This is a genomic window from Vallicoccus soli (assembly GCF_003594885.1).
Lineage (GTDB): Bacteria > Actinomycetota > Actinomycetes > Motilibacterales > Motilibacteraceae > Vallicoccus > Vallicoccus soli.
In genome coordinates this window covers 235,619-257,583 of record NZ_QZEZ01000004.1, presented here as the reverse complement: position 1 = coordinate 257,583, position 21,965 = coordinate 235,619, and the positions used below count along the sequence as shown (strand labels likewise).

22 protein-coding genes are annotated in these 21,965 nt (G+C 77.3%); 4 read left to right on the top strand and 18 right to left on the bottom strand.

Features of this window, described 5'->3' with window-relative positions:
- Window positions 1-41: 41 nt before the first annotated feature.
- The 13 genes from D5H78_RS11080 to D5H78_RS11020 form a co-directional block, all read right to left on the bottom strand.
- Window positions 42-914 carry an HAD family hydrolase gene (locus tag D5H78_RS11080; protein WP_119950507.1) on the bottom strand — a complete coding sequence of 291 codons (873 nt, stop codon included), beginning with the start codon at window positions 912-914 and terminating at the stop codon, window positions 42-44.
- A gap of 79 nt (window positions 915-993) precedes the next feature.
- Entirely contained in the window at window positions 994-1,722 is a 729-nt protein-coding gene (locus tag D5H78_RS11075; RefSeq protein WP_218566503.1) for a phosphocholine cytidylyltransferase family protein, read from the bottom strand.
- Between the two features lie 76 nt (window positions 1,723-1,798).
- Window positions 1,799-2,875 carry a CDP-glycerol glycerophosphotransferase family protein gene (locus tag D5H78_RS11070; protein WP_119950506.1) on the bottom strand — a complete coding sequence of 359 codons (1,077 nt, stop codon included), beginning with the start codon at window positions 2,873-2,875 and terminating at the stop codon, window positions 1,799-1,801.
- 61 nt (window positions 2,876-2,936) lie between these two features.
- Window positions 2,937-4,142, bottom strand: coding sequence for an ROK family protein (locus D5H78_RS11065; RefSeq protein ID WP_119950505.1), 1,206 nt, complete (start codon window positions 4,140-4,142; stop codon window positions 2,937-2,939).
- A 111-nt stretch (window positions 4,143-4,253) separates the two neighbouring features.
- On the bottom strand, window positions 4,254-6,047 hold the full coding sequence (locus D5H78_RS11060; protein WP_119950504.1) for an ABC transporter ATP-binding protein: 1,794 nt from the start codon (window positions 6,045-6,047) through the stop codon (window positions 4,254-4,256).
- A 1-nt stretch (window position 6,048) separates the two neighbouring features.
- The gene (locus D5H78_RS11055) at window positions 6,049-7,086 is read right to left on the bottom strand and encodes a lysophospholipid acyltransferase family protein (protein ID WP_119950591.1); all 1,038 of its coding nucleotides are present in this window, start codon (window positions 7,084-7,086) and stop codon (window positions 6,049-6,051) included.
- Window positions 7,079-8,158: an NAD-dependent epimerase/dehydratase family protein gene (locus D5H78_RS11050; RefSeq protein WP_119950503.1), complete on the bottom strand. Its 1,080-nt coding sequence runs from the start codon at window positions 8,156-8,158 to the stop codon at window positions 7,079-7,081. Before D5H78_RS11050 ends, D5H78_RS11055 begins: the two co-directional genes overlap by 8 nt.
- Before the next feature lie 91 nt (window positions 8,159-8,249).
- Entirely contained in the window at window positions 8,250-8,351 is a 102-nt protein-coding gene (locus tag D5H78_RS11045) for a 30S ribosomal protein bS22 (RefSeq protein WP_119950590.1), read from the bottom strand.
- A gap of 118 nt (window positions 8,352-8,469) precedes the next feature.
- On the bottom strand, window positions 8,470-8,709 hold the full coding sequence (locus D5H78_RS11040) for a helix-turn-helix domain-containing protein (protein ID WP_119950502.1): 240 nt from the start codon (window positions 8,707-8,709) through the stop codon (window positions 8,470-8,472).
- Between the two features lie 114 nt (window positions 8,710-8,823).
- The gene (locus tag D5H78_RS11035; protein ID WP_119950501.1) at window positions 8,824-10,011 is read right to left on the bottom strand and encodes an acetoin utilization protein AcuC; all 1,188 of its coding nucleotides are present in this window, start codon (window positions 10,009-10,011) and stop codon (window positions 8,824-8,826) included.
- Between the two features lie 404 nt (window positions 10,012-10,415).
- On the bottom strand, window positions 10,416-11,609 hold the full coding sequence (locus D5H78_RS11030) for an ABC transporter permease (protein ID WP_119950500.1): 1,194 nt from the start codon (window positions 11,607-11,609) through the stop codon (window positions 10,416-10,418).
- The gene (locus tag D5H78_RS11025) at window positions 11,606-12,310 is read right to left on the bottom strand and encodes an ABC transporter ATP-binding protein (protein WP_119950499.1); all 705 of its coding nucleotides are present in this window, start codon (window positions 12,308-12,310) and stop codon (window positions 11,606-11,608) included. Before D5H78_RS11025 ends, D5H78_RS11030 begins: the two co-directional genes overlap by 4 nt.
- Window positions 12,307-13,665 carry an efflux RND transporter periplasmic adaptor subunit gene (locus D5H78_RS11020; RefSeq protein ID WP_119950498.1) on the bottom strand — a complete coding sequence of 453 codons (1,359 nt, stop codon included), beginning with the start codon at window positions 13,663-13,665 and terminating at the stop codon, window positions 12,307-12,309. Before D5H78_RS11020 ends, D5H78_RS11025 begins: the two co-directional genes overlap by 4 nt.
- A 64-nt stretch (window positions 13,666-13,729) precedes the next feature.
- Between D5H78_RS11020 and D5H78_RS11015 the strand changes: the two genes are divergently transcribed.
- Window positions 13,730-14,686, top strand: a complete 957-nt coding sequence (locus D5H78_RS11015) for a DUF389 domain-containing protein (RefSeq protein WP_119950497.1) — start codon at window positions 13,730-13,732, stop codon at window positions 14,684-14,686.
- Between the two features lie 6 nt (window positions 14,687-14,692).
- Here the strand turns inward: D5H78_RS11015 and proC are convergent, their stop codons facing one another.
- Window positions 14,693-15,502 carry a pyrroline-5-carboxylate reductase gene (gene proC, locus D5H78_RS11010; RefSeq protein WP_119950496.1) on the bottom strand — a complete coding sequence of 270 codons (810 nt, stop codon included), beginning with the start codon at window positions 15,500-15,502 and terminating at the stop codon, window positions 14,693-14,695.
- Between the two features lie 93 nt (window positions 15,503-15,595).
- Here proC and D5H78_RS11005 point away from each other — a divergent pair, with 93 nt between their 5' ends.
- Complete coding sequence (locus tag D5H78_RS11005; protein WP_119950495.1) at window positions 15,596-17,173, top strand: methyl-accepting chemotaxis protein; 1,578 nt, start codon at window positions 15,596-15,598, stop codon at window positions 17,171-17,173.
- A gap of 54 nt (window positions 17,174-17,227) precedes the next feature.
- On the opposite strand, the gene D5H78_RS11000 is transcribed toward D5H78_RS11005, so the two are convergent.
- Together D5H78_RS11000 and D5H78_RS10995 are read right to left on the bottom strand one after the other, a co-directional pair.
- The gene (locus D5H78_RS11000; RefSeq protein WP_119950494.1) at window positions 17,228-18,031 is read right to left on the bottom strand and encodes an ABC transporter permease; all 804 of its coding nucleotides are present in this window, start codon (window positions 18,029-18,031) and stop codon (window positions 17,228-17,230) included.
- Complete coding sequence (locus D5H78_RS10995) at window positions 18,028-19,014, bottom strand: ATP-binding cassette domain-containing protein (RefSeq protein ID WP_119950589.1); 987 nt, start codon at window positions 19,012-19,014, stop codon at window positions 18,028-18,030. Before D5H78_RS10995 ends, D5H78_RS11000 begins: the two co-directional genes overlap by 4 nt.
- Window positions 19,015-19,089: 75 nt before the next feature.
- Between D5H78_RS10995 and D5H78_RS10990 the strand changes: the two genes are divergently transcribed.
- Window positions 19,090-20,037: a helix-turn-helix transcriptional regulator gene (locus D5H78_RS10990; RefSeq protein ID WP_218566500.1), complete on the top strand. Its 948-nt coding sequence runs from the start codon at window positions 19,090-19,092 to the stop codon at window positions 20,035-20,037.
- A gap of 56 nt (window positions 20,038-20,093) precedes the next feature.
- On the top strand, window positions 20,094-20,393 hold the full coding sequence (locus D5H78_RS10985) for a hypothetical protein (RefSeq protein ID WP_133412046.1): 300 nt from the start codon (window positions 20,094-20,096) through the stop codon (window positions 20,391-20,393).
- 100 nt (window positions 20,394-20,493) lie between these two features.
- Here the strand turns inward: D5H78_RS10985 and D5H78_RS10980 are convergent, their stop codons facing one another.
- Window positions 20,494-21,222: an ABC transporter permease gene (locus D5H78_RS10980; RefSeq protein WP_119950492.1), complete on the bottom strand. Its 729-nt coding sequence runs from the start codon at window positions 21,220-21,222 to the stop codon at window positions 20,494-20,496.
- Complete coding sequence (locus tag D5H78_RS10975; RefSeq protein ID WP_119950491.1) at window positions 21,219-21,959, bottom strand: ABC transporter ATP-binding protein; 741 nt, start codon at window positions 21,957-21,959, stop codon at window positions 21,219-21,221. Before D5H78_RS10975 ends, D5H78_RS10980 begins: the two co-directional genes overlap by 4 nt.
- Between the last annotated feature and the right edge of the window lie 6 nt (window positions 21,960-21,965).

The window sequence follows — 21,965 nt, the reverse complement described above, 5'->3', positions numbered from 1 at the left end:
GGGAGCGCGCCTGCTGGGCCAGCGCACGGGACGATCCTGCCTCAGCCGGCCGCGCGCCGGCGCAGGGCGGCGTGGACCGCGCCCCAGGCCGCGCCGGCGCCCGCGGCGGTCGGGATGCCGATCCGGGCCGCTCGGCGGCCGGTGCGGTAGTCGCGCACCCGCCAGCCCTGGGAGCGCGCGTGCGCCCGCAGCACCGCGTCGGGGTTGATCGCGCAGGGCTGCCCGACGAGCGAGAGCATGGGGATGTCGTTGGCGGAGTCGCTGTACGCCGCGCAGCGCTCGAGGTCCAGCCCCTCGCGGGTGGCGAGCGCGCGGACCGCCTCCGCCTTGGCCGGGCCGTGCAGCGGCTCCCCGGCGAGCCGGCCGGTGTAGGCGCCGTCGCGGTGCTCGGCCACGGTGCCGAGCGCGCCGGTGAGGCCGAGCCTGTCGGCGATGACCGTGGCGACCTCGACCGGGGTGGCGGTGACGAGCCAGACGCGCTGCCCGGCCTCGAGGTGCATGCGGGCGAGGGCGAGGGTGCCCGGCCACACCTTGTGCGCCATGAGCTCGTCGAAGACCTCCTGGGCCGTGCGCGCGAGCTCCTCGACGCTGCGGCCCTCGATGAAGCCCAGCGCCGCGTCGCGCGCCTGGGCCATGTCCTCGGCGTCCTCGCGCCCGAGCGCCCGGAACTTGGCCTGCGTCCACGCGAAGCGGGCGATGTCGCGGGCGTCGAAGAAGTCGCGGCGGTAGAGCCCGCGCGCGAGGTGGAAGATCGAGGCGCCGCGGACGACGGTGTTGTCGACGTCGAAGAAGGCCGCCGCCCCGGGGTCGAGCGGCACCCGCAGCCGGTCCTCGACCCGCGCGGCCGCCGCCGACGCGGCACCGGCGACGACGGCGCGTGACGGCCTGGTGCTGCGGCGCAGCGGGCGGGCCATGCGCCGAGGGTAGTCGGGCCGCGGGCCGGGGGCCCGGCGGCGGGTGGGCGGCGGGGTGGCGGCGGGGGCGGCCGCGGCCTCAGCGGCTCCCGGCGGCCGCGCGCACCACGTCGCGGTTGGCCCGGTCCAGGTCGATCGCCACGTCGACCTCGACCGCCGCCCAGCGCGAGATGTCCACGGCGCGGAAGCGCAGGCCCGCCTCGGCGATCGCCGTCTCCATGCCGCGCTCGAAGTAGTCCTGGTCGCCGCAGCGGGCGAGGTGCTCCACGAGGGCCGCCCGGTCCCGCGACGCCACGTGGTTGATCCCGACCGCCTCGCCGAGGCCGCCCACGACCTGCTTGGACAGCTCGCGCACGCACCCGTCCGCGTCGAGCGTGTACTTCACCTCCTCCTCGCCGGTGGCGGAGGTGTCCACGCACACGAAGCCCTCGTCGGCCCGCAGCAGCGGGAGCAGCGCGTCGAGCAGCGCCGGGTCGAAGACGACGTCGCCGTTGAGCCACAGCACGCCGCCCTCGGGCACGGCCCGCAGGGCGAGGAGCAGGCTGCGGGCGGTGTTCGTCGTGGCGTACGCGGGGTTGAGCACGCTCGACGTGCCGGGCGCCGCGGCCCGGACGTCGTCGGCCATGAAGCCCACGACGAGCGTGACGTGCACGTCCTCCCCGAGCGCGCCGCGCAGCGCGTCGAGCTGGCGGCCCAGGATGGAGCGGCCGTCGTCGAGGCGGGTCAGCGGCTTCGGCTGGGGCCGGCCGAGCCGGGTGCCCATGCCGGCGGCGAGGACGACCACCTGGACCGGGGTGCTGCTGCTCACGGGGCCTCCTCACGACGGGTCGCCGCGCGGCGGGGCGCCGCGCGGTGCGCCTGCGCCATGCCCGCCGTCGCGGCGCTCACGCCCCGCCGCCGCGGGGCCAGAACCTCTCGACGAAGCGCTCGGTGGCGCCCCCGTCGTCGAGGTGGCAGAACCGGGCCCGGAAGCGCTCGTACGCCGCCGCGTGGTCCCGGCGCAGCCCCGGCAGGTCGGCCAGGCGCGCGACGAGCTCGCCGGTGGTGGGCACGACCGGTCCGGGCGGGTCGGCGGCGAGGTCGAAGTAGAAGCCGCGCAGCTCGTCGCGGTAGCGGTCCATGTCGTACGTGTAGAACGCCATCGGCTTGCCGGTGACCGCGAAGTCGAACATGGTCGAGGAGTAGTCGGTGACCATGGCGTCGGCGGCGAGGTAGAGCTCGGCGATGTCGGGGTGGAACGACACGTCGAGCACCGCCGGGTGGTCGATGCGCCGGAGCCGGCCGGTGAGCTTGTAGTGCAGCCGCAGCAGCAGCACGTGGTCCTCGCCGAGCTCGCGGGTGAACCGCTCCACGTCCAGCGCCAGCGGGTCGGCGTCGAGCCCGCCCTCCCAGAAGGCGTCGTCGCGCCAGGTGGGGGTGTAGAGGACGGCGGTGCGCCCGTCCTCGATCCCCAGCTCGCGGCGCACCCGCGCCCGCGTCGAGCCGTCGTCCGTCACGAGCACGTCGTTGCGCGGGTAGCCCGTCTCCAGCACCTCGCCGCCGTACCGGAACGCCTGGCGGAACGTGGCGGTGCTGAAGCCGTTGGGCGAGAGCAGCACGTCCCAGCGGTCGACGTCGAGGGACAGGTGCTCGAGCAGGCCCGGCGGGCCCCAGAGCACGTCGGCGTGGATGCGCTTGAGGGGCGTGCCGTGCCAGGTCTGCACGTACGTCGCCCCGTCGCGCTTGCGCCAGTCGAGCTCCAGGTGGCTGTTGGAGACGACCACGTCGGCCTCCTCGAGCGCCGCCACCGCCGCGTCGCCGTCGACCGGCACCAGCTGCGTGCCCGCCGGGAAGGACCCGGCGTGCTCCGCGTCGCACAGCCACACGTGCTCGTACGGGTCGCCGCGCTCCAGCAGGGCGCGGTGCACGGCGCGGGGGCTGTCCGACCAGCGCCCGTTGAAGCTGTTCCAGACGATCTTCACGCCGCCGCCCTACCCGGGCCGGGGGCGGTCCACCCCGTCGGCCCGGGCGGCGCCGCCGCGCTCAGGCGGCGAAGAGGTGGTCGCTGACGAGGCGGGCCCCGCCCACCAGGCCGGCCGCGGTCCCCAGCTCGGAGAGCACGATGGGCAGGTCGCCGGTCGCGAGCGGGGGCGAGCGGCGGTAGACCTCGGCCCGCACCTCGGCGAGCAGGGTGTGCCCCAGCCCCGTCATCCCCCCGCAGAGCACCACGAGCCCGGGGTTCGCGAAGCTCACCAGCGTCGCGAGCAGCCGCCCGACGCGCCGCCCGCTCTCGCGCACGAGCCGTACCGCCTCGGGGTCGGCCTCCGTCGCGGCGGCGGCCACGTCGCGCGCGGTGACCCGGCCCGCCGCGGCGAGGCGGCGGGCCAGCACCGGCGACGCCCCTGAGCGGGCCGCCGCGGTCGCGGTGCGGGCCAGCGCGGCGCCGCTCACCACCGCCTCGACGCAGCCGCGGGCGCCGCAGGGGCAGGGCTCGGCGGAGTCGTCGAGCCCGAGGTGGCCCACGTCGCCCGCGCTGCCGGTCGCGCCCCGGTAGGGGCGCCCGCCGAGGAAGACCGCCGCGCCCACCCCGGTGCCGAGCTTGACGAACAGCACGTCGTCCACGCCGCGGGCGGCTCCCGCGTGGTGCTCGCCGAGCGCGAGCACGTTCACGTCGTTGTCGACGACGACCGTGCAGCCCAGGGCGCGGACGAGGTGGTCGCGCACCGGGTAGCGGTCCCAGCCCGGCATGAGCGGCGGGGCGACCGGCACGCCCTCGTCCGACGCGACCGGGCCGGGCAGCCCGATGCCGGCGCCGTGCAGCTCCACGGCGCGGCCCTCCGCGCGCAGCTCGCGCCACAGGGCGACGACGGCGTCGAGCACCACCGCGGGGCCCTCGCGCACGTCGAGCTCGCGCCCGCGCCGCCCCAGCAGGCGCAGCCGCCCGTCGGTGACCCCGACGTCGACGGAGGTGGCCCCGACGTCCACGCCGAGGAAGCGCAGGTCGGGGTGCAGGTCGACCGTGGCGGAGTGCCGGCCGGCGTCGGAGCGGCGCACCTCGAGCAGGCCCGCGACGGCGAGGCGGTCCAGCTCCGCGCCGAGCCGGGTCCGCGAGAGGTCGGCGACCTCGGCGAGGCCGCCGCGGGCCTGGGGGCCGCGGTCGCGCAGCAGCCGGAGCAGCCGTGCCTGCAGCGGGGTCTCCGGGCGAGCGATGTGCACGCGCTGCACTCCTTCCTGCACGCGCCGTCGCATGCCGCTCGGAGTCTCCCGGTCCCCGGGCCTCCAGGGCAAGCACTTGGGCCCGCGGCGGGCGGACTTCCGCCACTCCGTGGACGTTCGGGGGCGGGCTCCGGTGCCCGGGGGTCAGGCCGGGCGCCCGGCCGTGTCGCCCTCGTGCGCGGCCTCGCCGGTCTGCACCCGCCACAGCGCCGCGTAGAGCCCGCCGGCGCCCACGAGCTCGTCGTGGGTGCCGGACTCGGCCACCCGCCCGTGCTCCAGCACCCAGATGCGGTCCGCGTCGCGGACCGTGGACAGCCGGTGCGCGATGACGAGCACCGTGCGGCCCTCGCCGACGTGCGCGAGCGAGCGCTGGATCGCCGCCTCGGTCTCGTTGTCCACCGCGGAGGTCGCCTCGTCGAGCACGAGGACCGCCGGGTCGCGCAGGACGGCGCGCGCGATCGACAGCCGCTGGCGCTGACCGCCGGAGAGCTTCACGCCGCGCTCGCCGACGACGGTGCCGTACCCCTCGGGCAGGGCCTCGACGAAGGGGGCCGCCTCGGCCAGCTCCGCGGCGCGGCGCACCTCGGCGTCGCTCGCGTCGGGGCGGCCGTACGCGACGTTGTCCCGCACCGTGCCGTGGAAGAGGAACACGTCCTGCGCGACGTAGCCGACCGCCCCGCGCAGGGAGCCGTAGGTCAGGCTGCGCACGTCCTGCCCGTCGACCGAGACGGTGCCGGCGCGCACGTCGTGGAAGCGCAGCAGCAGGCGCACGAGGGTCGACTTGCCCGCGCCGGTCGCGCCCACGACGGCGTGCGTCTCCCCGGCCGGCACGTGCAGGTCGAGCCCGCGCAGCACGTCGGGCCCGTCGCCGTAGCCGAAGCGCACCCCCTGCATCCGCAGCTCCCCGCGGACCGGGGCCGCCAGCTCGCGGGTGCCGGGGCGGATCGCCGGCTCCACCGCGAGCAGGCCGAAGATGCGCCGCGTCGAGGCCATCGCGCGCTGGTAGAGGTCGAGCGTCGCGCCGAGCTCGGTGAGCGGCCACAGCAGGCGCTGGGTCATGTAGACGAGCACGGAGTAGAGGCCGACCTCGAGGTCGCCGTCGAGCACGAGCTTCCCGCCGAGCAGCAGCGTGGCGGTGAACCCCACGAGGATCGCCATGCGGATGAGGGGGACGAACGCCGAGGAGAAGCGGATGGCGTCGCGGTTGGCGAGCCGGTACTCCTCCGAGGCGGCGTGGACCCGCGCCGCCTCGCGCTCCTCGGAGGAGAACGCCTTGATGGTCGTGATGCCGCCGAGGTTGGCGGTCAGCGTGCCGGCGAGCTCGCCGGCGGCCGCGCGCACGCGGGCGTAGTACGGCTCGAGCCGCCGCTGGTAGGCCAGCGACCCCAGCACGATGACGGGGATCGGCAGGAAGGCGAGCAGCGTCAGCTGCAGCGAGGTCGCGGCGAACACCGCGCCCACGAGCACGATGTTCCAGAACACCTGCAGGATCGCCGAGGCGCCGACGTCGAGGAACCGCTCGAGCTGGTTGACGTCGTCGTTGAGCACCGACACGACGCTGCCGCTGGAGGTGTCCTCGAACCAGGACACCTCCAGGCCCTGGACGTGCCGGTACGTGTCGAGGCGCGCGTCGTGCTCGACGCTCTGGGCGAGCCCGCGCCAGAGCAGGCTCGCGCCGTAGTCGGTCACCGACTCCACGACCCAGGCCAGGGCGTTGGCCGCCGCGACGACGACGAGCTGGCCGTAGCGCGACTCGACGCCGAGCAGGCTCGACACGAACGAGTCGCCGCCGCGCACGACGACGTCGACGGCGACGCCGATGAGCAGCTCCGGCGCGACGTCGGCGGCCTTGTTGAGGGTCGTCAGCAGGGCAGCGAGCAGGATGCGGGGGCGGTAGCGCCGGGCGTACCGCCACAGCGCGAGGAGCGGGTGCGTCACGTCAGAAGAACACCGAGCGCCGCTGCATGAGCAGCGTGTAGAGGGTGTGCTGGATGGTCTCGCGGACCTGGTCGGTGAGGTTGAAGACGAGCATCGGGTCCTCTGCGGCGCCCTCGGCGTAGCCGTCGGTCGCGATCGGCGCGCCGAACTCGATCTTCCACTTCGACGGCAGCGGGACGAGGCCGAGCGGGCCGAGCCAGGGGAAGGTCGGGGTGACCGGGAGGTACGGCAGCCCGGCCAGTCGGGCGAGGGTCCGCAGGTTGCCGATGATCGGGTACGTCTCCTCGGCCCCGACGATCGAGCACGGGACGATCGGCGCGCGGGTGCGCAGCGCCGCCGCCACGAAGCCGCCGCGGCCGAACCGCTGCAGCTTGTAGCGCTCGCTGAAGGGCTTGCCGATCCCCTTGAAGCCCTCCGGCCAGACCCCGACCAGCTCGCCGCCGCGCAGCAGCCGCTCGGCGTCCTCCATGCACGCCAGCGTCGCGCCGGTGCGCCGGGCGAGCTCGCCGAGCACCGGCGTGGTGAACACGAGGTCGGCCGCGAGCATGCGCAGCGCGCGGTGGGCCGGGTGGTGGTCGAGCAGCGCGATCTGCGTCATGAGGGCGTCGAGCGCGATCGTGCCGCTGTGGTTGGCGACCACGAGCGCGGCGCCCTCGTCGGGGACGTGCTCGAGCCCCGCGACGTCGACGCGGAACCACGTCTCGTAGAGCGGGCGCAGGGCGGCCAGCAGCACCGCGTCGGTGAGCTCCGGGTCGTGGCCGAGGTCGTCGACCTCGTACGCGCCCTCGAGCCGGCGGCGCAGGAAGTCGAGCGCGGCGGCGACCCGCCGCTCCCAGCCGGGCGCCGCGGGGTCGCCCTCGACGAGCGCTGCGAGGTCGGCCAGCGGCTCCTGCAGCCCCTGCGGCTGCTGGGGCTGCTGGGGCTGCTGGGGCTGCTGGGGGGCGTGCGGCGGCGGGACGGTGCCGTCGGCCGCGCGCGCGGCGCTGCGCCGCCGGCGGCGCTCGCCGTCGTCGAGCGGGATGACCTCGGCGTCAGGCACGGGCACCCCCCTGCCGGGCGGGGCCGGGCAGGACGCCCTCGAGCCCGGCGGCGCGGGCCAGCGCCGAGCCCGCGCGGCCGGCGGCCGCCAGCAGCGGCGAGGAGCCGAGCCCGCGGGCCGAGCAGAAGTCGTCCCAGGTCGCCGCGGTGGAGCGCGCCGGGACGAACCCGAGCTCCTCGCGGGCCCGGGTGCAGTCGAGCACCCGGCCGTGGCTGAGGAAGGCCATCTGCTCGTGCGAGACGTCGGCGAACCCGGCGCGGCGGGCGAGCTGGCCGACGCTGCCTCCGAGCCCGGCCGGCACGTGCACGGGGGTGCGCCCGGCCCGGCGGACCGCCTGCGACATGAGCAGCACGCCCTCCCCCGCGACGTTGAAGGTGCCCGCGTGCTGGCCGAGCGCGCAGCGGCGCAGCACCTCGAGGGCGTCGTCCTCGTGCAGCAGCTGCAGCCGGCCGTCGAAGCCGAGCGGCATGGGCACGACCGGCATCGAGAGGTAGTCGGTGAGGGCCGTGTCGACGCCCGGGCCGCACACGTTGGCCAGCCGCAGGACGCTCACCGCGACGTCGGCGCGGCGGCGGGCGAAGCCGCGGACGTACCCCTCGACCTCCGTGGAGTCCTTCGCGAACCCCGAGCGCGGCAGCTCGCGCGGCTCCATGTCCTCGGTGAAGAGCGCGGGGTCCTTGGCGGAGGAGCCGTAGACGCTCGCCGAGCTCTTGACCACGAGGCGGCGCACCGACGGCGCGCCCTGGCACGCGGCGAGCAGCTGCATCGTGCCGATGACGTTGATCTCCTTCATCGAGGAGCGCCCGCCCGCGCTGCGGGGCGTGGCGATGACCCCGAGGTGGACCACCGTGTCGACCTCGGCCCGGGCGATGACCCGGGCGATGATCGGGTTGCGGATGTCGGCGCGGACGAACTCGGTCGCGCCGAGGTCGCGCTGCGGCGGGACGACGTCGACGCCGATGACCCGGTCCACCCGCTCGCCGCCGGGCAGCGCCCGGCGGTCCTGCAGGGCGCGGGCGAAGCGCCCGCCGAGCTGGCGGGACACCCCGGTCACCATCACGACCCGGCCCACCGCACCCCCTCGACCCGCTCCCCGACCGCAGGGCGCAGCCGCCCGCCGGTCGCGGGGACCGGCGGGCGGGGCCGCGCCGCTGCGGTGCTGCCTACTTCTTGCCCTGGCGGCGCTGCACGCGGGTGCGCTTCAGCAGCTTGCGGTGCTTCTTCTTCGCCATGCGCTTGCGGCGCTTCTTGATGACAGAACCCACGTGGACGAGCCCCTCGAGGTGGTACGGACGGCGGAGCGGGGCGCGCACGGCGCACCCCGACGATCCGCGCCAGCCTACCCGCACCCGAGGGGGCGGTGGGCGGCGCGGCCGGGAGGGCTCAGGCGGTCTCGACGTACGCGCCGCGCAGGTAGTCGTGGACCGCCTGCTCCGGGACCCGGTAGGAGCGCCCCACCTTGACCGCCGGCAGCTCGCCCGCGTGCACGAGGCGGTAGACGGTCATCTTCGACACGCGCATCACGGCGGCCACCTCGGCGACGGTGAGGAAGACGACCTCGGACAGCGGACGGTCGCCGCGGGGGGTGCTCCCCCGGGGCGACGGCGTCGGTGCAGACGGCATGGCGCGCTCCCTGTCCGCGCGGCGCCCGGCGGCTTCCCCACCGCCGGGCGTCCCGCGCGTCGCTGCACAGCCTAGGGGGTCCGCTGTGGTACGCGCCCACGGGTGCTGCCGCCGCTACTCCTCGAGCAGGGGGTCCAGCCCGTGCAGCGGGAAGACGGCCGAGCGGGTCGCGAGCACCGCCTGGTCGACGGGGTCCGCCGGGTCGTAGCCGCGCGACCAGGGGACGTACGCGCCGTCGTTGCCGTCGGTCATCCGCGCCGGCGGCTGGCGCCCCAGCGACGCGACGACGTGCTCGCGCCAGCCCGCGGGCACCGGCGTCGCCGGGTCGAGCGGGTGGCCGGCGGCCTCGGCGAGCAGGTGCGTCCAGGCGCGCGGCACGACGTCGACGACCTCGTACCCGCCGCCCCCCAGGGCGACCCAGCGCCCGCCGCACAGCTCGTGCGCCAGGTCGTGCAGGGCGGCGTACGAGGCGCGCTGCGCGTCCACGCTCAGCGCGAGGTGCGCGAGCGGGTCGAGGAAGTGGCTGTCGCAGCCGTGCTGGGTGACGAGCACCTGCGGGGCGAAGGCGCGCAGCAGGTGCGGCACCACCGCGTGGAAGGCGCGCAGCCACGCGCCGTCCCCGGTCCCGGCCGGCAGCGCGAGGTTGGCCGCGCTCCCCTCCGCGCCCGGCCCGCCCGTCTCGTACGGCCACCCGGTGCCGGGGAAGAGCGCCCGCCCCGACTCGTGGACGGACACGGTGAGCACCCGCGGGTCGTCCCAGAAGATGTCCTGCACCCCGTCGCCGTGGTGGACGTCGACGTCGACGTACGCGACCCGCTCGGCGCCGAGCTCGAGCAGCCGGGCGATGCCGACGGCGGGGTCGTTGTAGACGCAGAACCCGGACGCGGCCGCCCGCCCCGCGTGGTGCAGCCCGCCCGCCACGTTCACCGCGTGCCGGGCCTCGCCGCGCCACACCCGCTCGGCGCACTGCGCGGTGGCCCCGGCGACGTGCGCGCTCGCCTCGTGCATGCCCGCGAAGGCCGGGTTGTCGTCGGTGCCGAGCCCCCAGGAGCCGTCGCACCCCCGCGGGTCCGCCCCGGCGGCGCGCACCGCGGCGACGTACGCCGGGTCGTGCACCCGCTCCAGCAGCGCGTCGTCCGCGAGCGGCGCGTCGGACACCTCGACCCCGGGCCGGGCGAGGACGCCGAGCTCGCGGGCCAGGCGCACCGTGAGGTCCACCCGCACCGGCGCCATGGGGTGGAAGGGGCCGAAGTCGTACGCGAGGAACGCGTCGTCCCAGACCACGTGCAGCGACACGCTCATGCCGCGCACGCTACCCCCGGGGGCTCGGGGCGGCGGGGGCTGCGGGGGCTGCGGGGTACGCCCACCCCCTGCCCGCTCCGCGCACCCAGCGCACGGCGTGTCCCGGCGCCGAGCGCAGGACGCGCCGCCCCGGGAGGCCCGTGGTGTGCGCGGAGCGGACAGCCCGGGGGCGCGGCCGGCGGGCGGGGGCCGTACGACGGCCCGGGTCGCCCCGCCCCGCAGCGCGCGCACCCCGACCGCCGCGGACGCCCACGCCCTGTCCCCGTCCGCGCACCCGGCGCCCGGCGTGTCCCGGCGCCGCGCGCAGGGCGCGCCGCCCCGGGAGGCCCGTCGTGTGCGCGAAGCGGACACCCCGGGGTGCGCACCCGCGGCGGTCCCGGCCCGCGGACGGGCGCAGGCGGCGGCTACTCCGCGCGGAGCGCGACGACGGGGTCGAGGCGGCCGGCGCGGCGGGCGGGGACGACGCCGAAGAAGACGCCGACGCCCACCGACACCGCGAAGGCCAGGACCGGAGACCACCAGGCGATGACGGCGGGGAGGGGCGACACGGCGTCGACGAGCAGGGAGACCCCGACGCCGAGGCCGATGCCGAGCAGGCCGCCGACGACGCAGAGCAGGACGGCCTCGGCGAGGAACTGCAGGAGGATGTCGCGCTGGCGCGCACCGAGGGCCTTGCGCAGGCCGATCTCGCGGGTCCGCTCGCGCACGGAGACGAGCATGATGTTGCTGACGCCGACGCCGCCCACGAGCAGGCTGATGCCGGCGATGGCCGCCAGGACGGCGGTGAGCAGGCCGAGGATGCGCCCGATGGTGCCGAGGATCTGGGTCTGCGTGACCGCGGAGAACTCCTCGTCGGGGTAGCGGTCGTCGAGCGCGGCGAGCAGGGCGCGCTGCAGGGGCTCGACGTCGTCCGCCGTGGGCGCCTTGACGACGAGGCCGTCGACGTTCTGCACGCCGAGCAGGCGCTGGGCCGCGGTGACGGGGATGTGCACCTCGGTGTCGCGGCTGACGCCGAACGCCTCGCCGGTCTCGGCGAACACCCCGACGACGCGGAAGCGCACCCCGGCGATGGTGACCTGCCGGCCGAGCGGGTCGGCGCCCGGGAAGAGGCGCTCGGCGATGGCCGAGCCGAGGACCACGACCCGGCGGCGGGTGTCGACGTCGGCCTCGCGGAAGTAGCTGCCGCGGGCGAGCGGGCGGTTGAACACCTCCGGCGTCGACTCGGTCGTGCCGTTGACCGAGGCGAAGGCCTCGCGGGCGCCGACGCGCACGCTCTCCCCGGACGCGATGGTCGTCGTCACCGAGTCCTCGCGGCCGACGACCCGCTCCAGCGCCTCGACGTCGTCGAGCTGGAGCCGGCTGACGCTGGGGGCGCCGCCGCCGCCGCTGAGGTCGATGCGCCCGGGCAGGACGACGATGAGGTTGGACCCGAGCCCCTCGACCTGGGACTCGACCTCGCGCTGGGCCCCGGCGCCGATCGCCACGAGGACGACGACGGCGGAGACGCCGATGACGACGCCGAGCATGGTGAGCAGGCTCCGCAGCCGGTTGGCGCGCAGCGCGTCGAGCGCGACCCGCAGGCCCTCGGCGACCCTCACGCGCCGGCCGCCGCGCTGTCGCTCTCGACGAGGCCGTCGCGCACCCGCACCTGGCGGCGGGCGCGGGCGGCGACCTCGAGGTCGTGCGTGACGAGCACGACGGCGACGCCGCGCTCGGCGTTGAGCCGCTCGAGGATCGCCATGACCTCCGCGCCGTTGCGGGTGTCGAGGTTGCCCGTGGGCTCGTCCGCGAGGAGCAGCTGCGGCTCGCCGACGAGGGCCCGGGCGATGGCGACCCGCTGCTGCTCGCCGCCGGACATCTGCGCCGGCCGGTGCCCGGTGCGGTGCCCCAGGCCCACGGCCTCGAGCGCCGCGCGCGCCCGCTCGCGCCGCTCGGCCCGCCCGACCCCGCGGTAGACGAGGGGCAGGCCGACGTTCTCCAGGGCGCTGGTGCGCGAGAGCAGCTGGAACGCCTGGAACACGAACCCGATGGTCTCGTTGCGCAGCCGCGCCAGCTCGGTGTCGCCGAGCTCGGCGACGTCGCGCCCGCCGATGCGCAGCACGCCGCTCGTCGGGCGGTCCAGGCAGCCGAGCAGGTGCATGAGGGTGGACTTGCCGGAGCCGGAGGGGCCGACCACGGCGGCGTACTCGCCCTGGTCCACGCGCAGGGACACCCCGCGCAGCGCCTCGACGGTGACGCCCTCGAGGGCGTACGAGCGGGTGACGTCGACGGCCTCGACGGCGGGGGCCGGACCGGTCACGGCAGCTCCTGGCCCTCCTGCACCCGGTCGGCCCCCGAGACCACGACGCGCTCCCCCGCCCGCAGGCCCTCGACGACCTGCACGGCCTCCTCGCCCTCGGCGCCGACCCGGACCACGCGCCGCTCGGCCGCCCCGCCGTCGGCGACCCACACCGCCCGGTCGGCGCCGTCCTGGAACACGGCGGACGCCGGCACCGCGACGGCGTCCTCGGCCCGGCGCACCTCGAGGCCCACGACGGCGCTCATCCCGGGCCGGGGCCGCGGCGCGCGCGCCCCGTCGCCGTCCTCGCCGGGTCCGAGGGCGAGGCGGACCGCGTACGTGACGCCGCCGACGGCCGACGTCGTGGGCTGCACGTCGACGGACTGCACGACGGCGCCGTACGACGCCCCGGGCACCGCGTCGAGCTCGACGCTCGCCCGCACGCCCGGGCGCACGAGCAGGACGTCGGTCTCGTCGACCTGCGCGGTGAGGGACAGGGCGGAGACGTCGGTGACGGTGAGGAGCTCCTGCCCCGCGGTGACCGGCGACCCGACGGCGACCTGCCCCTCGACGGCGTCGCCGCCGCCGCCCCCGCCGCCCAGGAGGGCGCCCGCCGCGCCCTGCAGGTCCGCGGGGAGGTCCGCCGCGACGTCCCCGAGGTCCCCGGCGGGCGCGTCGCCGCCGGCGCGGGCGCCGAGGCTGACCACCCCGCCCACGGGGGCGCGCACGACGAGCGCGTCGACGGTGCGCTCGGCGGCGGCGAGGGCGGCGCGGGTCTGCACCCGCTGCGCCTGCCCGAGCGAGGACAGCGCTTCCCCCAGCGAGGCGAGGCCGGCGTCGAAGCGGCGCGCGGCGTCGCGGGCCTGGGCGCGGGCGGCGTCGTACTGGGCGCGGGCGGCGTCGACGGCGGCGAGCGCCTGCGCCCGGGCCGGCCCGTCGGGGACGAGGGCGGCGGTGCGGCGCGCCCGCGCGAACGCGGTCTCGGCGGCGGCGTCGGCGGCGTCCTGCTCGGCGCCGAGGTCGGTGCCGGGCAGGTCGACCTGCCCGGCGGAGGCCGCGTCCTCGTCGGCGGCCCGCGCCTCGCGCAGCGCCGCCTCCGCGTCGGGCGAGTCGATGCGCAGCAGCTCGGCCCCGGCGCGCACCCGCTGCCCGTCCTCGACGCGCAGGACCGCCACGGTGCCCGCGGCGGGCGCCGACACGCTGCCGGTGGCGCGGGCCGTGACGGTGCCGGGCGCCTCGACGACCTCGGAGACCGTGGCGAGGCCGACCTCGGCCACCTCGACGTCGGGGGCCTCCTCGCCGCTGCAGCCGGTCAGCGCCAGGAGCGCGGCGAGCACGGCGGGCGCGACGACGCGCGTCGTACGGGGTCCCCTCACCGCCTCATCCTAGGGAGCGGACCGCGGGACGCGCCCGGCGAGCGGCTCCTGCCAGAGTGCCCGGGTGCTGCACCTGCGCCTCATCGTCCCGCCGGACCGCACCCCCGCGGTGCACGAGCTCCTCGCCCGCCACGAGGGGGTGACCCACGTGGTGCACCTGCCGGGCGCCGCCGTGCAGCCGCCCGGGGACGTGGTGACCGCCGACGTGGCGCGCGAGGCGGCGGACAGCCTGGTCGAGGACCTCACGGCGCTCGGGGTCGCGGAGCGCGGCGCGCTCACCCTCGACGCGGTCGACCTGTCGGTCTCCCGCGGCGCCCGCGAGGCGGAGGAGGAGGCGCCGGGGCACGGCAGCGACGCCATCGTCTGGGAGCAGGTCGCGGCCGGGACGCAGGAGGAGTCGACCCTGTCGGTCACTTTCCTCGCCCTCATGGCGATCGCCACCGTGCTGGCCGGCATCGGGGTGCTGCTGGACTCGCCGATCCTCGTCATCGGCGCGATGGTCGTCGGCCCGGAGTTCGGCCCGACCGCCGGCACGTGCGTCGCCCTCGTCCAGCGGCGCTGGCGCCCCGCGGCGCGCTCCGCGACCGCGCTGCTCGTCGGCTTCCCCGTCGGCGCCCTCGCCACGGTCCTCTCGACCTGGCTGCTGACCTGGTGGGGGCTGGTCGACCGCTCGCTCCTCGAGGCGCCCCGCCCCCTCACCGACTTCATCTGGCGCCCGGACGCGCTGTCCTTCGTCGTCGCCCTGCTCGCCGGGGTGGCGGGCACGCTCTCGCTCACCTCGGCCAAGTCCGGGGCGCTCGTGGGCGTCGTCATCTCCGTCACCACCGTGCCGGCGGCGGCGAACGCGGCGGTGGCGGTGGCCTACGGGGTCGCGGACGAGGCCGTGGGCTCGGCGGTCCAGCTCGTGCTCAACCTGGCCGGGATCGTGCTGGCCTGCCTGCTCACCCTGCTCGTGCAGCGCAGGGCCTGGGCCCGCCGCGGGGCGGGACTGCGGCCCCGTACGGGCGCCGGGGCGGGCTGAGGGCGCTCAGCCCTGGCCTGAGGCGAGCTCGCGGGAGCGGTCGCGGGCCGCCTCCAGGGCGGCGAGCAGGGCGGCGCGCACCCCGTGGTCCTCCATGGCGCGGATCGCGCTGATCGTCGTGCCGGCCGGCGACATGACGGCCTCGCGCAGCTTCACGGGGTGCTCGCCCGAGTCGCGCAGCATCGTCGCCGCGCCGACCGCCGTCTGCACGATGAGGTCGTGCGCGACCGCGCGCGGCAGGCCGAGCAGGATGCCCGCGTCGGTCATGGCCTCGACGAGGTAGAAGAAGTACGCCGGGCCGCTGCCGGACAGCGCCGTCACCGCGTCCTGCTGGGCCTCGGGCACCCGCAGGGTCCGCCCGACCGGCGCGAAGAGCTCCTCGGCCCGGTCGAGGTGCTCGGCGGTGGCGGAGGTGCCGGCCGAGAGCACGCTCATCGCCTCGTCGACGAGGACGGGCGTGTTGGACATGACCCGCACCACGGCGACGCCGGGGGCGAGCCGGCGCTCGATGGCGGCGGCGGGGATGCCCGCGGCGGCGGACACGACCAGGCGGTCGGCCCCGACGTGCGGGGCGAGCTCGTCGAGCAGCGCGCCCATGTCCTGCGGCTTCACCGCGAGGATGAGCGTGGTGGCGGCGCGAGCGGCGTCCGCGAGCGGCAGGACGTCGACGCCGTACCGCTCGCGCAGCTCCTCGCCGCGCTCGGCCCGCCGCACGCTCACGACGAGGTCGGTCGCCGGGCGCCCGGCGCGCAGCATGCCGGACAGCAGCGCCTCGCCCATCTTCCCGGCGCCGAGCACCGCGATCCGCTCACCCATGGCGCACGACCCTACCGACGCGCGGCGGCCCTCAAGCCGGGGCGCGGGGTGCCGATCTCGTCCCCGTACGCCCCCCCGACCCGAGGTGACCCCGTGAACCGCCTGCACAGCGTCCGCATCCGGACCCGGCTGACCGCGCTCGTCGTCGTCGCCGCCCTCGGCCTGCTCGCCCTCACCGGCCTGGCCGCGCTCCAGCTGTCCGGCAGCACCATGGAGGGGCGCAAGGCCGCGACGCGCTCGGTCGTGGAGACCGCGCTCGGGGTGGTGGAGTCCTACGCGGCGCGCGAGCAGGCCGGCGAGCTGACCCGCGAGCAGGCGCAGGCCGGCGCGCTCGACACGCTCCGCACGCTGCGCTACGCCGGCGAGGAGTACTTCTGGGTCAACGACGACGGCCCGACGATGCTCATGCACCCCGTCAAGCCCGAGCTCGACGGGACCGACGTCTCGGGGCTCGAGGACCCCGACGGCGTCGCCGTCTTCGTCGAGTTCGTGCGCACGGTGCAGGCCGACGGCGCCGGCTTCGTGGAGTACCAGTGGCCGAAGCCGGGCGAGGAGCAGCCGCAGCCGAAGGTCTCCTACGTCGCCGGCTACGAGCCGTGGGGCTGGGTCGTCGGCTCGGGCACCTACGTCGACGACGTCCACGCGGCCGTGCGCGCCGAGGTCGCGTCCCTGGCGCTCAAGGCGCTGCCGCTGGTGCTCGCCGTGGCCCTGCTCTCGCTCCTGGTCTCGCGGAGCATCACCGCTCCGCTGGCCCGGGCCGTCGAGGTGCTGCGCTCGGGCGACCTGTCGCGGCGCCTGCCGGAGGGCTCGCGCAACGAGCTCGACCAGCTCGGGGGCGCGCTCAACGCCACCCTCGCGGGCGTGGGCGACGTCGTGGCGCAGGTGCGCGCGGCGTCCGGGCAGCTGGTCGCCGCCGCCCAGCGGGTCAGCCAGGGGACCGAGGACATCGCCCGCACGGCCGGGGAGACCGGCGCCGAGGCCGCCGAGGCCGCGAGCGCGGCCGGGGCGATCAGCGGGGGCATCGAGACGGTCGCCGCCGGCGCCGAGGAGATGGGCGCCTCCATCCGGGAGATCTCGCACAGCGCCAACGAGGCCGCCCGCGTCGCCGGCGAGGCGGTGTCCGTCGCCGAGCGCACGAACGCCACCGTGGCCCAGCTCGGCGAGTCCTCCGCGCAGATCGGCACGGTCATCCGGACCATCACCTCCATCGCCGAGCAGACCAACCTGCTCGCGCTCAACGCCACGATCGAGGCGGCTCGCGCCGGCGAGGCCGGCAAGGGCTTCGCCGTCGTCGCCAACGAGGTCAAGGAGCTCGCCCAGGAGACGGCCCGCGCCACCGAGGACATCGCGCGGCGGGTCGACGCGATCCAGGGCGACACCGGCGGCGCCGTCGACGCCATCGCCGAGATCGGGCGGATCATCGACCAGATCAACGCCCACCAGGTCACCATCGCCTCGGCGGTCGAGGAGCAGACCGCCACCACGAGCGAGATGAGCCGCTCGGTCGCCAGCACCGCCGAGGGCGGGCGCGGCGTCTCCGCCAGCGTCGAGGCCGTCGCCCGCGCCTCGGAGCGCACCGCCGAGGGGCTCGGCGAGCTGCGGGGCGCCGCCGCCGACCTGCTGCGCACCGCGGGCGAGCTCGACGGGGCGCTGGGGCGCTTCCGGGGCTGACCGCCCCCGCGGGGCGCCCCGTCCGGCGAGGGCCGGCACGGGGCGCCCGCCGCGTCAGCCCGCGCGGCGGACCGCCCGGGTGCCGACGGCCAGCCCGACGGCGACGACGAGGAGCGCGGCGAGCCAGCCGTACCCGACCGCGGCGGTCGCGAGCTCGCCGGAGAGCAGGTCGCGGGCGGCCTCGACGACGTAGGTCAGCGGGTCCAGCGACGACGCCGCGCGCAGCCAGGCCGGCCCGTCGTCGACCGGCAGGAGCATCCCGGCGAGCAGCAGCACGGGGAAGACGAGCGTCTGCTGCACGGCCCAGAACATCCAGTCCTGCTCGCGGCTGGCCAGCGCGAGGGCGTACGACAGCGCGCCCACCCCGACGCTGAACGCCGCCAGCAGCAGCAGGGCCACGACCGCGCCGGTCACGTGCAGGTCGAAGGAGGTCGGCGTGACGACGGCGAGGACGATGACGCCCTGCGCGACGGCGGGGACGACCTCCTTCAGGGCGCGGCCCACGAGCAGCGCGGAGCGGCGCAGCGGCGCGACGAGCAGCCGTTCGTGCGAGCCGGTCTGCATCTCGAGCAGCAGGTTCGAGCCGGTCATGGACGCGCCGAAGAGGCACGTCATCGCGATGGTCCCGGGGACGAACCACTGCAGCGCCGGGCCGTCCCCCAGCCCCGGGACGTCGCCGAGCAGCGGGGCGAAGAGGGCGAGGAAGACCAGGGGCTGGGCCATGCTGACGACGAGCGAGAAGGGGTCGCGCAGCACCGGGCGCAGCTCGCGGACGAGCACGAGCCAGGTGTCCCGCGCGAAGGAGCCGGGGTGCGCCGCCGCTGTCGCGGCGGGGAGCGGGGTGGCGAGGGTGGTCATGCCGCAGCCTCCTCGTGGCTGGTGGGGGTGCCGGCGCCGCCCTCGCGGAGGCTGCGGCCGGTGAGGCGGAGGAAGACGTCGTCGAGGGTCGGCCGGGAGACCTCGACCGAGGCGACGGGCGCCCCCGCGGCCTCGAGGTCGTGCAGGAGGCGGGGGACGAGCGCCGGCGCGTCCGCCAGGCGGGCCCGCACCTGCGCGCCGTCCGCCTCGACCTCCCCGGCCCCCGCGGCCCGCAGGCGCCCCGCCGCGCGCGCGGCGGCGTCGGCGTCGCCGAGCCGGAGGACGAGGCGGTCGCCGGCCAGCTCGGCCTTGAGCCGGGCGGGGGTGTCGTCGGCGATGACCCGGCCGTGGTCCACGACGACCACCCGCTCGGCGAGGGCGTCGGCCTCGTCGAGGTAGTGCGTCGTGAGGACGACGGTCGTGTCGCGGCGCGAGCGCAGGGCCCGTACGTGCTCCTGCAGCGCGGCCCGGTTGTGGGGGTCGAGCCCCGTGCTCGGCTCGTCGAGGAAGAGCACGTCCGGCGCCCCGACGAGGCCCAGGGCGACGTCGAGCCGGCGCCGCTGGCCGCCGGAGAGCGTGCCCACCCGCCGGTCGACGACGGCGCCCAGGTCGAGCGCGGCGACGAGCTCGTCGGCGCGCCGGCGCGCCTCGGCCCGGCCGAGCCCGTGGACGCGGGCCTGCCCCACGAGCTCGTCGCGCCCGCGCTGGTGGTGGCCGGCGCCGTTGCCCTGCCCGACGTAGCCGGTGCGGCGCCGCACGGCCCGCGGGTCGGCGACGACGTCGTGCCCCGCGACGCTGGCCCGCCCGGAGGTCGGGGCGAGGAGCGTCGTGAGCATGCGCAGCGTCGTGGACTTGCCGGCGCCGTTGGGGCCGAGGAGCGCGACGAGCTCGCCGCGCGCCACCTGCAGGTCGAGCCCGCGCACGGCCTCGACGGTCGTCCCGCCGCGGGTGAAGGTCCGGGCCAGCGCCTCGGTGCGGATCATCGTGTCGTCCATGGCGTGGACGCTAGGCCGGCTTGCGGTCAGGTCCTGTCCGCTGCTCGACCTAGGCTCGGGGCCATGTCGACGAGCGCGCGGATGCTCCAGCTGCTGTCCCTGCTGCAGACCCACCGCTACTGGCCGGGCACCGAGCTGGCCGACCGGCTCGAGGTGAGCCCGCGGACGCTGCGCCGCGACGTGGACCGCCTGCGCGGGCTCGGCTACCCGGTGCGCTCCGAGCGGGGCAGCGGCGGCGGCTACCAGCTGCAGGCCGGCGCGGCGCTGCCCCCGCTCCTGCTCGACGACGAGGAGGCGGTCGCCATCGCCGTGGGCCTCGCCACGGCGGCCGGCGGGTCGGTCGCGGGGATCGAGGAGAGCGCCGTGCGCGCCCTCGCCAAGGTCGTGCAGGTCATGCCGCCCCGGCTGCGGCGCCGGGCCGACGCGCTGCGCTCGGCGACGTCGACGCTCGTCCCGTCCGGGCCCACCGTCGACGCCGCCGCGCTGACCGCCCTCGCCCAGGCGTGCCGCGACGCCGAGCGCGTCCGGTTCGCGTACGAGCCCCGCGGCCGCCCCGCCGCCGCCCGGCACGTCGAGCCGCACCGCCTCGTCGCCCTCGGCCGGCGGTGGTACCTCCTCGCCTGGGACGTGGAGCGGCACGACTGGCGCAGCTTCCGCGTCGACCGCCTGCGCGACCCCCTGCCCACGGGCGCGCGGTTCCGCCCGCGCGAGGTGCCCGGGGGCGACCCGGCCGCGTTCGTCCGGGCCTCGTTCGACGCCCTGCCCACCCGGTACGACGTCCGGGTGCTCGTGCGCGCCCCCGGCGACGAGGTGCGCCGGGCGGTGTCGCGCTGGGGCCAGGTGGAGGACGTCGACGCCGGGTCGTGCCGGGTGCGCATGGGCGTGGACGACCTGCAGTGGCCGCTCATGCTCCTCGCCGGGGTCGGCGCTCCCTTCACCGTCGAGGGGCCGGACGAGCTGACCGCGCTCGTGGGGCGCACCGCCGACCTCTTCGCGGCATCGGCCGCCTGAGCCGCGGGTACGCCTCCCCCACGGGCGAGCTGAGGGCGGTGAGGGCTGTGGTGGACGTGACGGACCCGACGGACCGGGGCGACGGGGGCGACGGCGGCGACGGCGGCGACGGCGGCGACGACGTCGTGCAGCGGGTCATGGGCCTGCGCGAGGACGACGAGGGCCCAGGCGTGCCGGTCGGCGCGGCCGACGCGCAGGAGGACGCGCGCGCGAGCGGGGCGTCCGGCGGCGGCGCCCCCGACCTCGGCGGGCTGCTGGACCCGGACGGCGGCACCGCCGCCGGCGCGACGGACGGGGACGGCGCGGCGGTCGGCGAGGCGGACCACGACGCGGACGTCCGGCGCTCCGGCGGCTGAGCCGGCCGGGCCGGGCGGGCGGCACGAGGGGCACCCCCAGGCGGTCCGGCGCCGGCTGAGGGGCACCCCCAGGCGGTCCGGTGCCGGCTGAGGGGCACCCTCAGGCGGTCCGGCGCCGCAGCGTCGCCGCGCCCGCGACGAGCGCGAGCAGCGCCGCGCCGCCGACGACGGCCGCGTCGAGCAGGACCTCCCCGTCGACGCCCGAGCGGGCGATGGCGCCCATCGCCTCGACGGCGTACGTCATGGGCAGCAGGTGCGCGACGGCCTCGAGGGCGCCGGGGAGCCGGTCGACGGGCTGCAGCAGCCCGCTCAGCAGCAGCTGCGGCAGCACGACCGCCGGCATGAACTGCACGGCCTGGAACTCCGAGGCGGCGAACGCGCTGACGAGCAGGCCGAGCGCCGTCCCGAGCAGCGCGTCGAGCACGGCGACGCCGACCACCGCCCACACCGGACCGGCGACGTCGAGGCCGTACACCGTCAGGGCCAGCGCGCTCACCACGAGGGCCTGCGCGGCGGCGAGCAGGCCGAAGGCGAGGGCGTACCCGCCGACGAAGGCGCCCTTGCCGAGCGGCAGGGTCATGAGGCGCTCCAGGGTGCCGCCGGTGCGCTCGCGCAGCGTCGCCACGGACGTCACGAGGAACATGACGACGAGCGGGAAGACGCCGAGCAGCCCGGGCCCGACCCGGTCGAAGACCTCGGGGGTGTCCGCGTAGACCCAGGCGAGCAGCCCCATGAGGACGGCCGGCACGACGAGCAGCAGCGCGAGCGTGCGGTGGTCGTGGCGGACCTGGGTGAGCACCCGCCCGGCGGTCGCGGTGGTCGCGCTCATCGCCCGGCCCCCGCGAGGTCCCGCTCGAGCAGGGCGAGGAACGCGTCCTCCACGGTCGCGGTGCCCGTGCGACGGCGCAGCGCGCCGGGTGCGTCCTCGGCGAGCAACCGCCCGTCGCGCATGAGCAGCAGCCGGTCGCAGCGCTCGGCCTCGTCCATGACGTGGCTGGACACCAGCAGGGTGCGGCCCTGCCCGGCCAGGCGGTGGAACAGCGACCAGAGCTCGCGGCGCAGCACCGGGTCCAGCCCCACCGTCGGCTCGTCGAGCACGAGCAGCTCCGGCGCGCCGAGCAGCGCGGCGGCGAGCGAGACGCGGCTGCGCTGCCCGCCGGAGAGCCGCTGGACGCGGTCGTCCAGGCGCGCGTCGAGCCCGACCTCCCCCGCGACCCGCTCGACGTCCCCCGCGGGCGCGCCGAGCAGCGCCGCGACGTAGCGCAGGTTCTCCCCGACCGTGAGGTCCGGGTAGACCGACGGCGCCTGGGTCACGTACGCGACGCGCCGGCGCAGGTCGGGGTCGCCCGCCGGCCGGCCCAGGACCTGGACCGTCCCGCCGGCGACGAGCTGCACCCCCACGACCGCCCGCAGCAGCGTCGACTTGCCGCACCCGCTGGGCCCCAGCAGGCCGGTGACGCTGCCCCGCGGGACCTCGAGGTCGAGCCCGGGCAGCACCTCCCGCCCGCCGCGCACCACCCGCAGGCCGCGCACCCGGACGGCCGGTCCCCGCTCGTAATTCATCATGTGGTG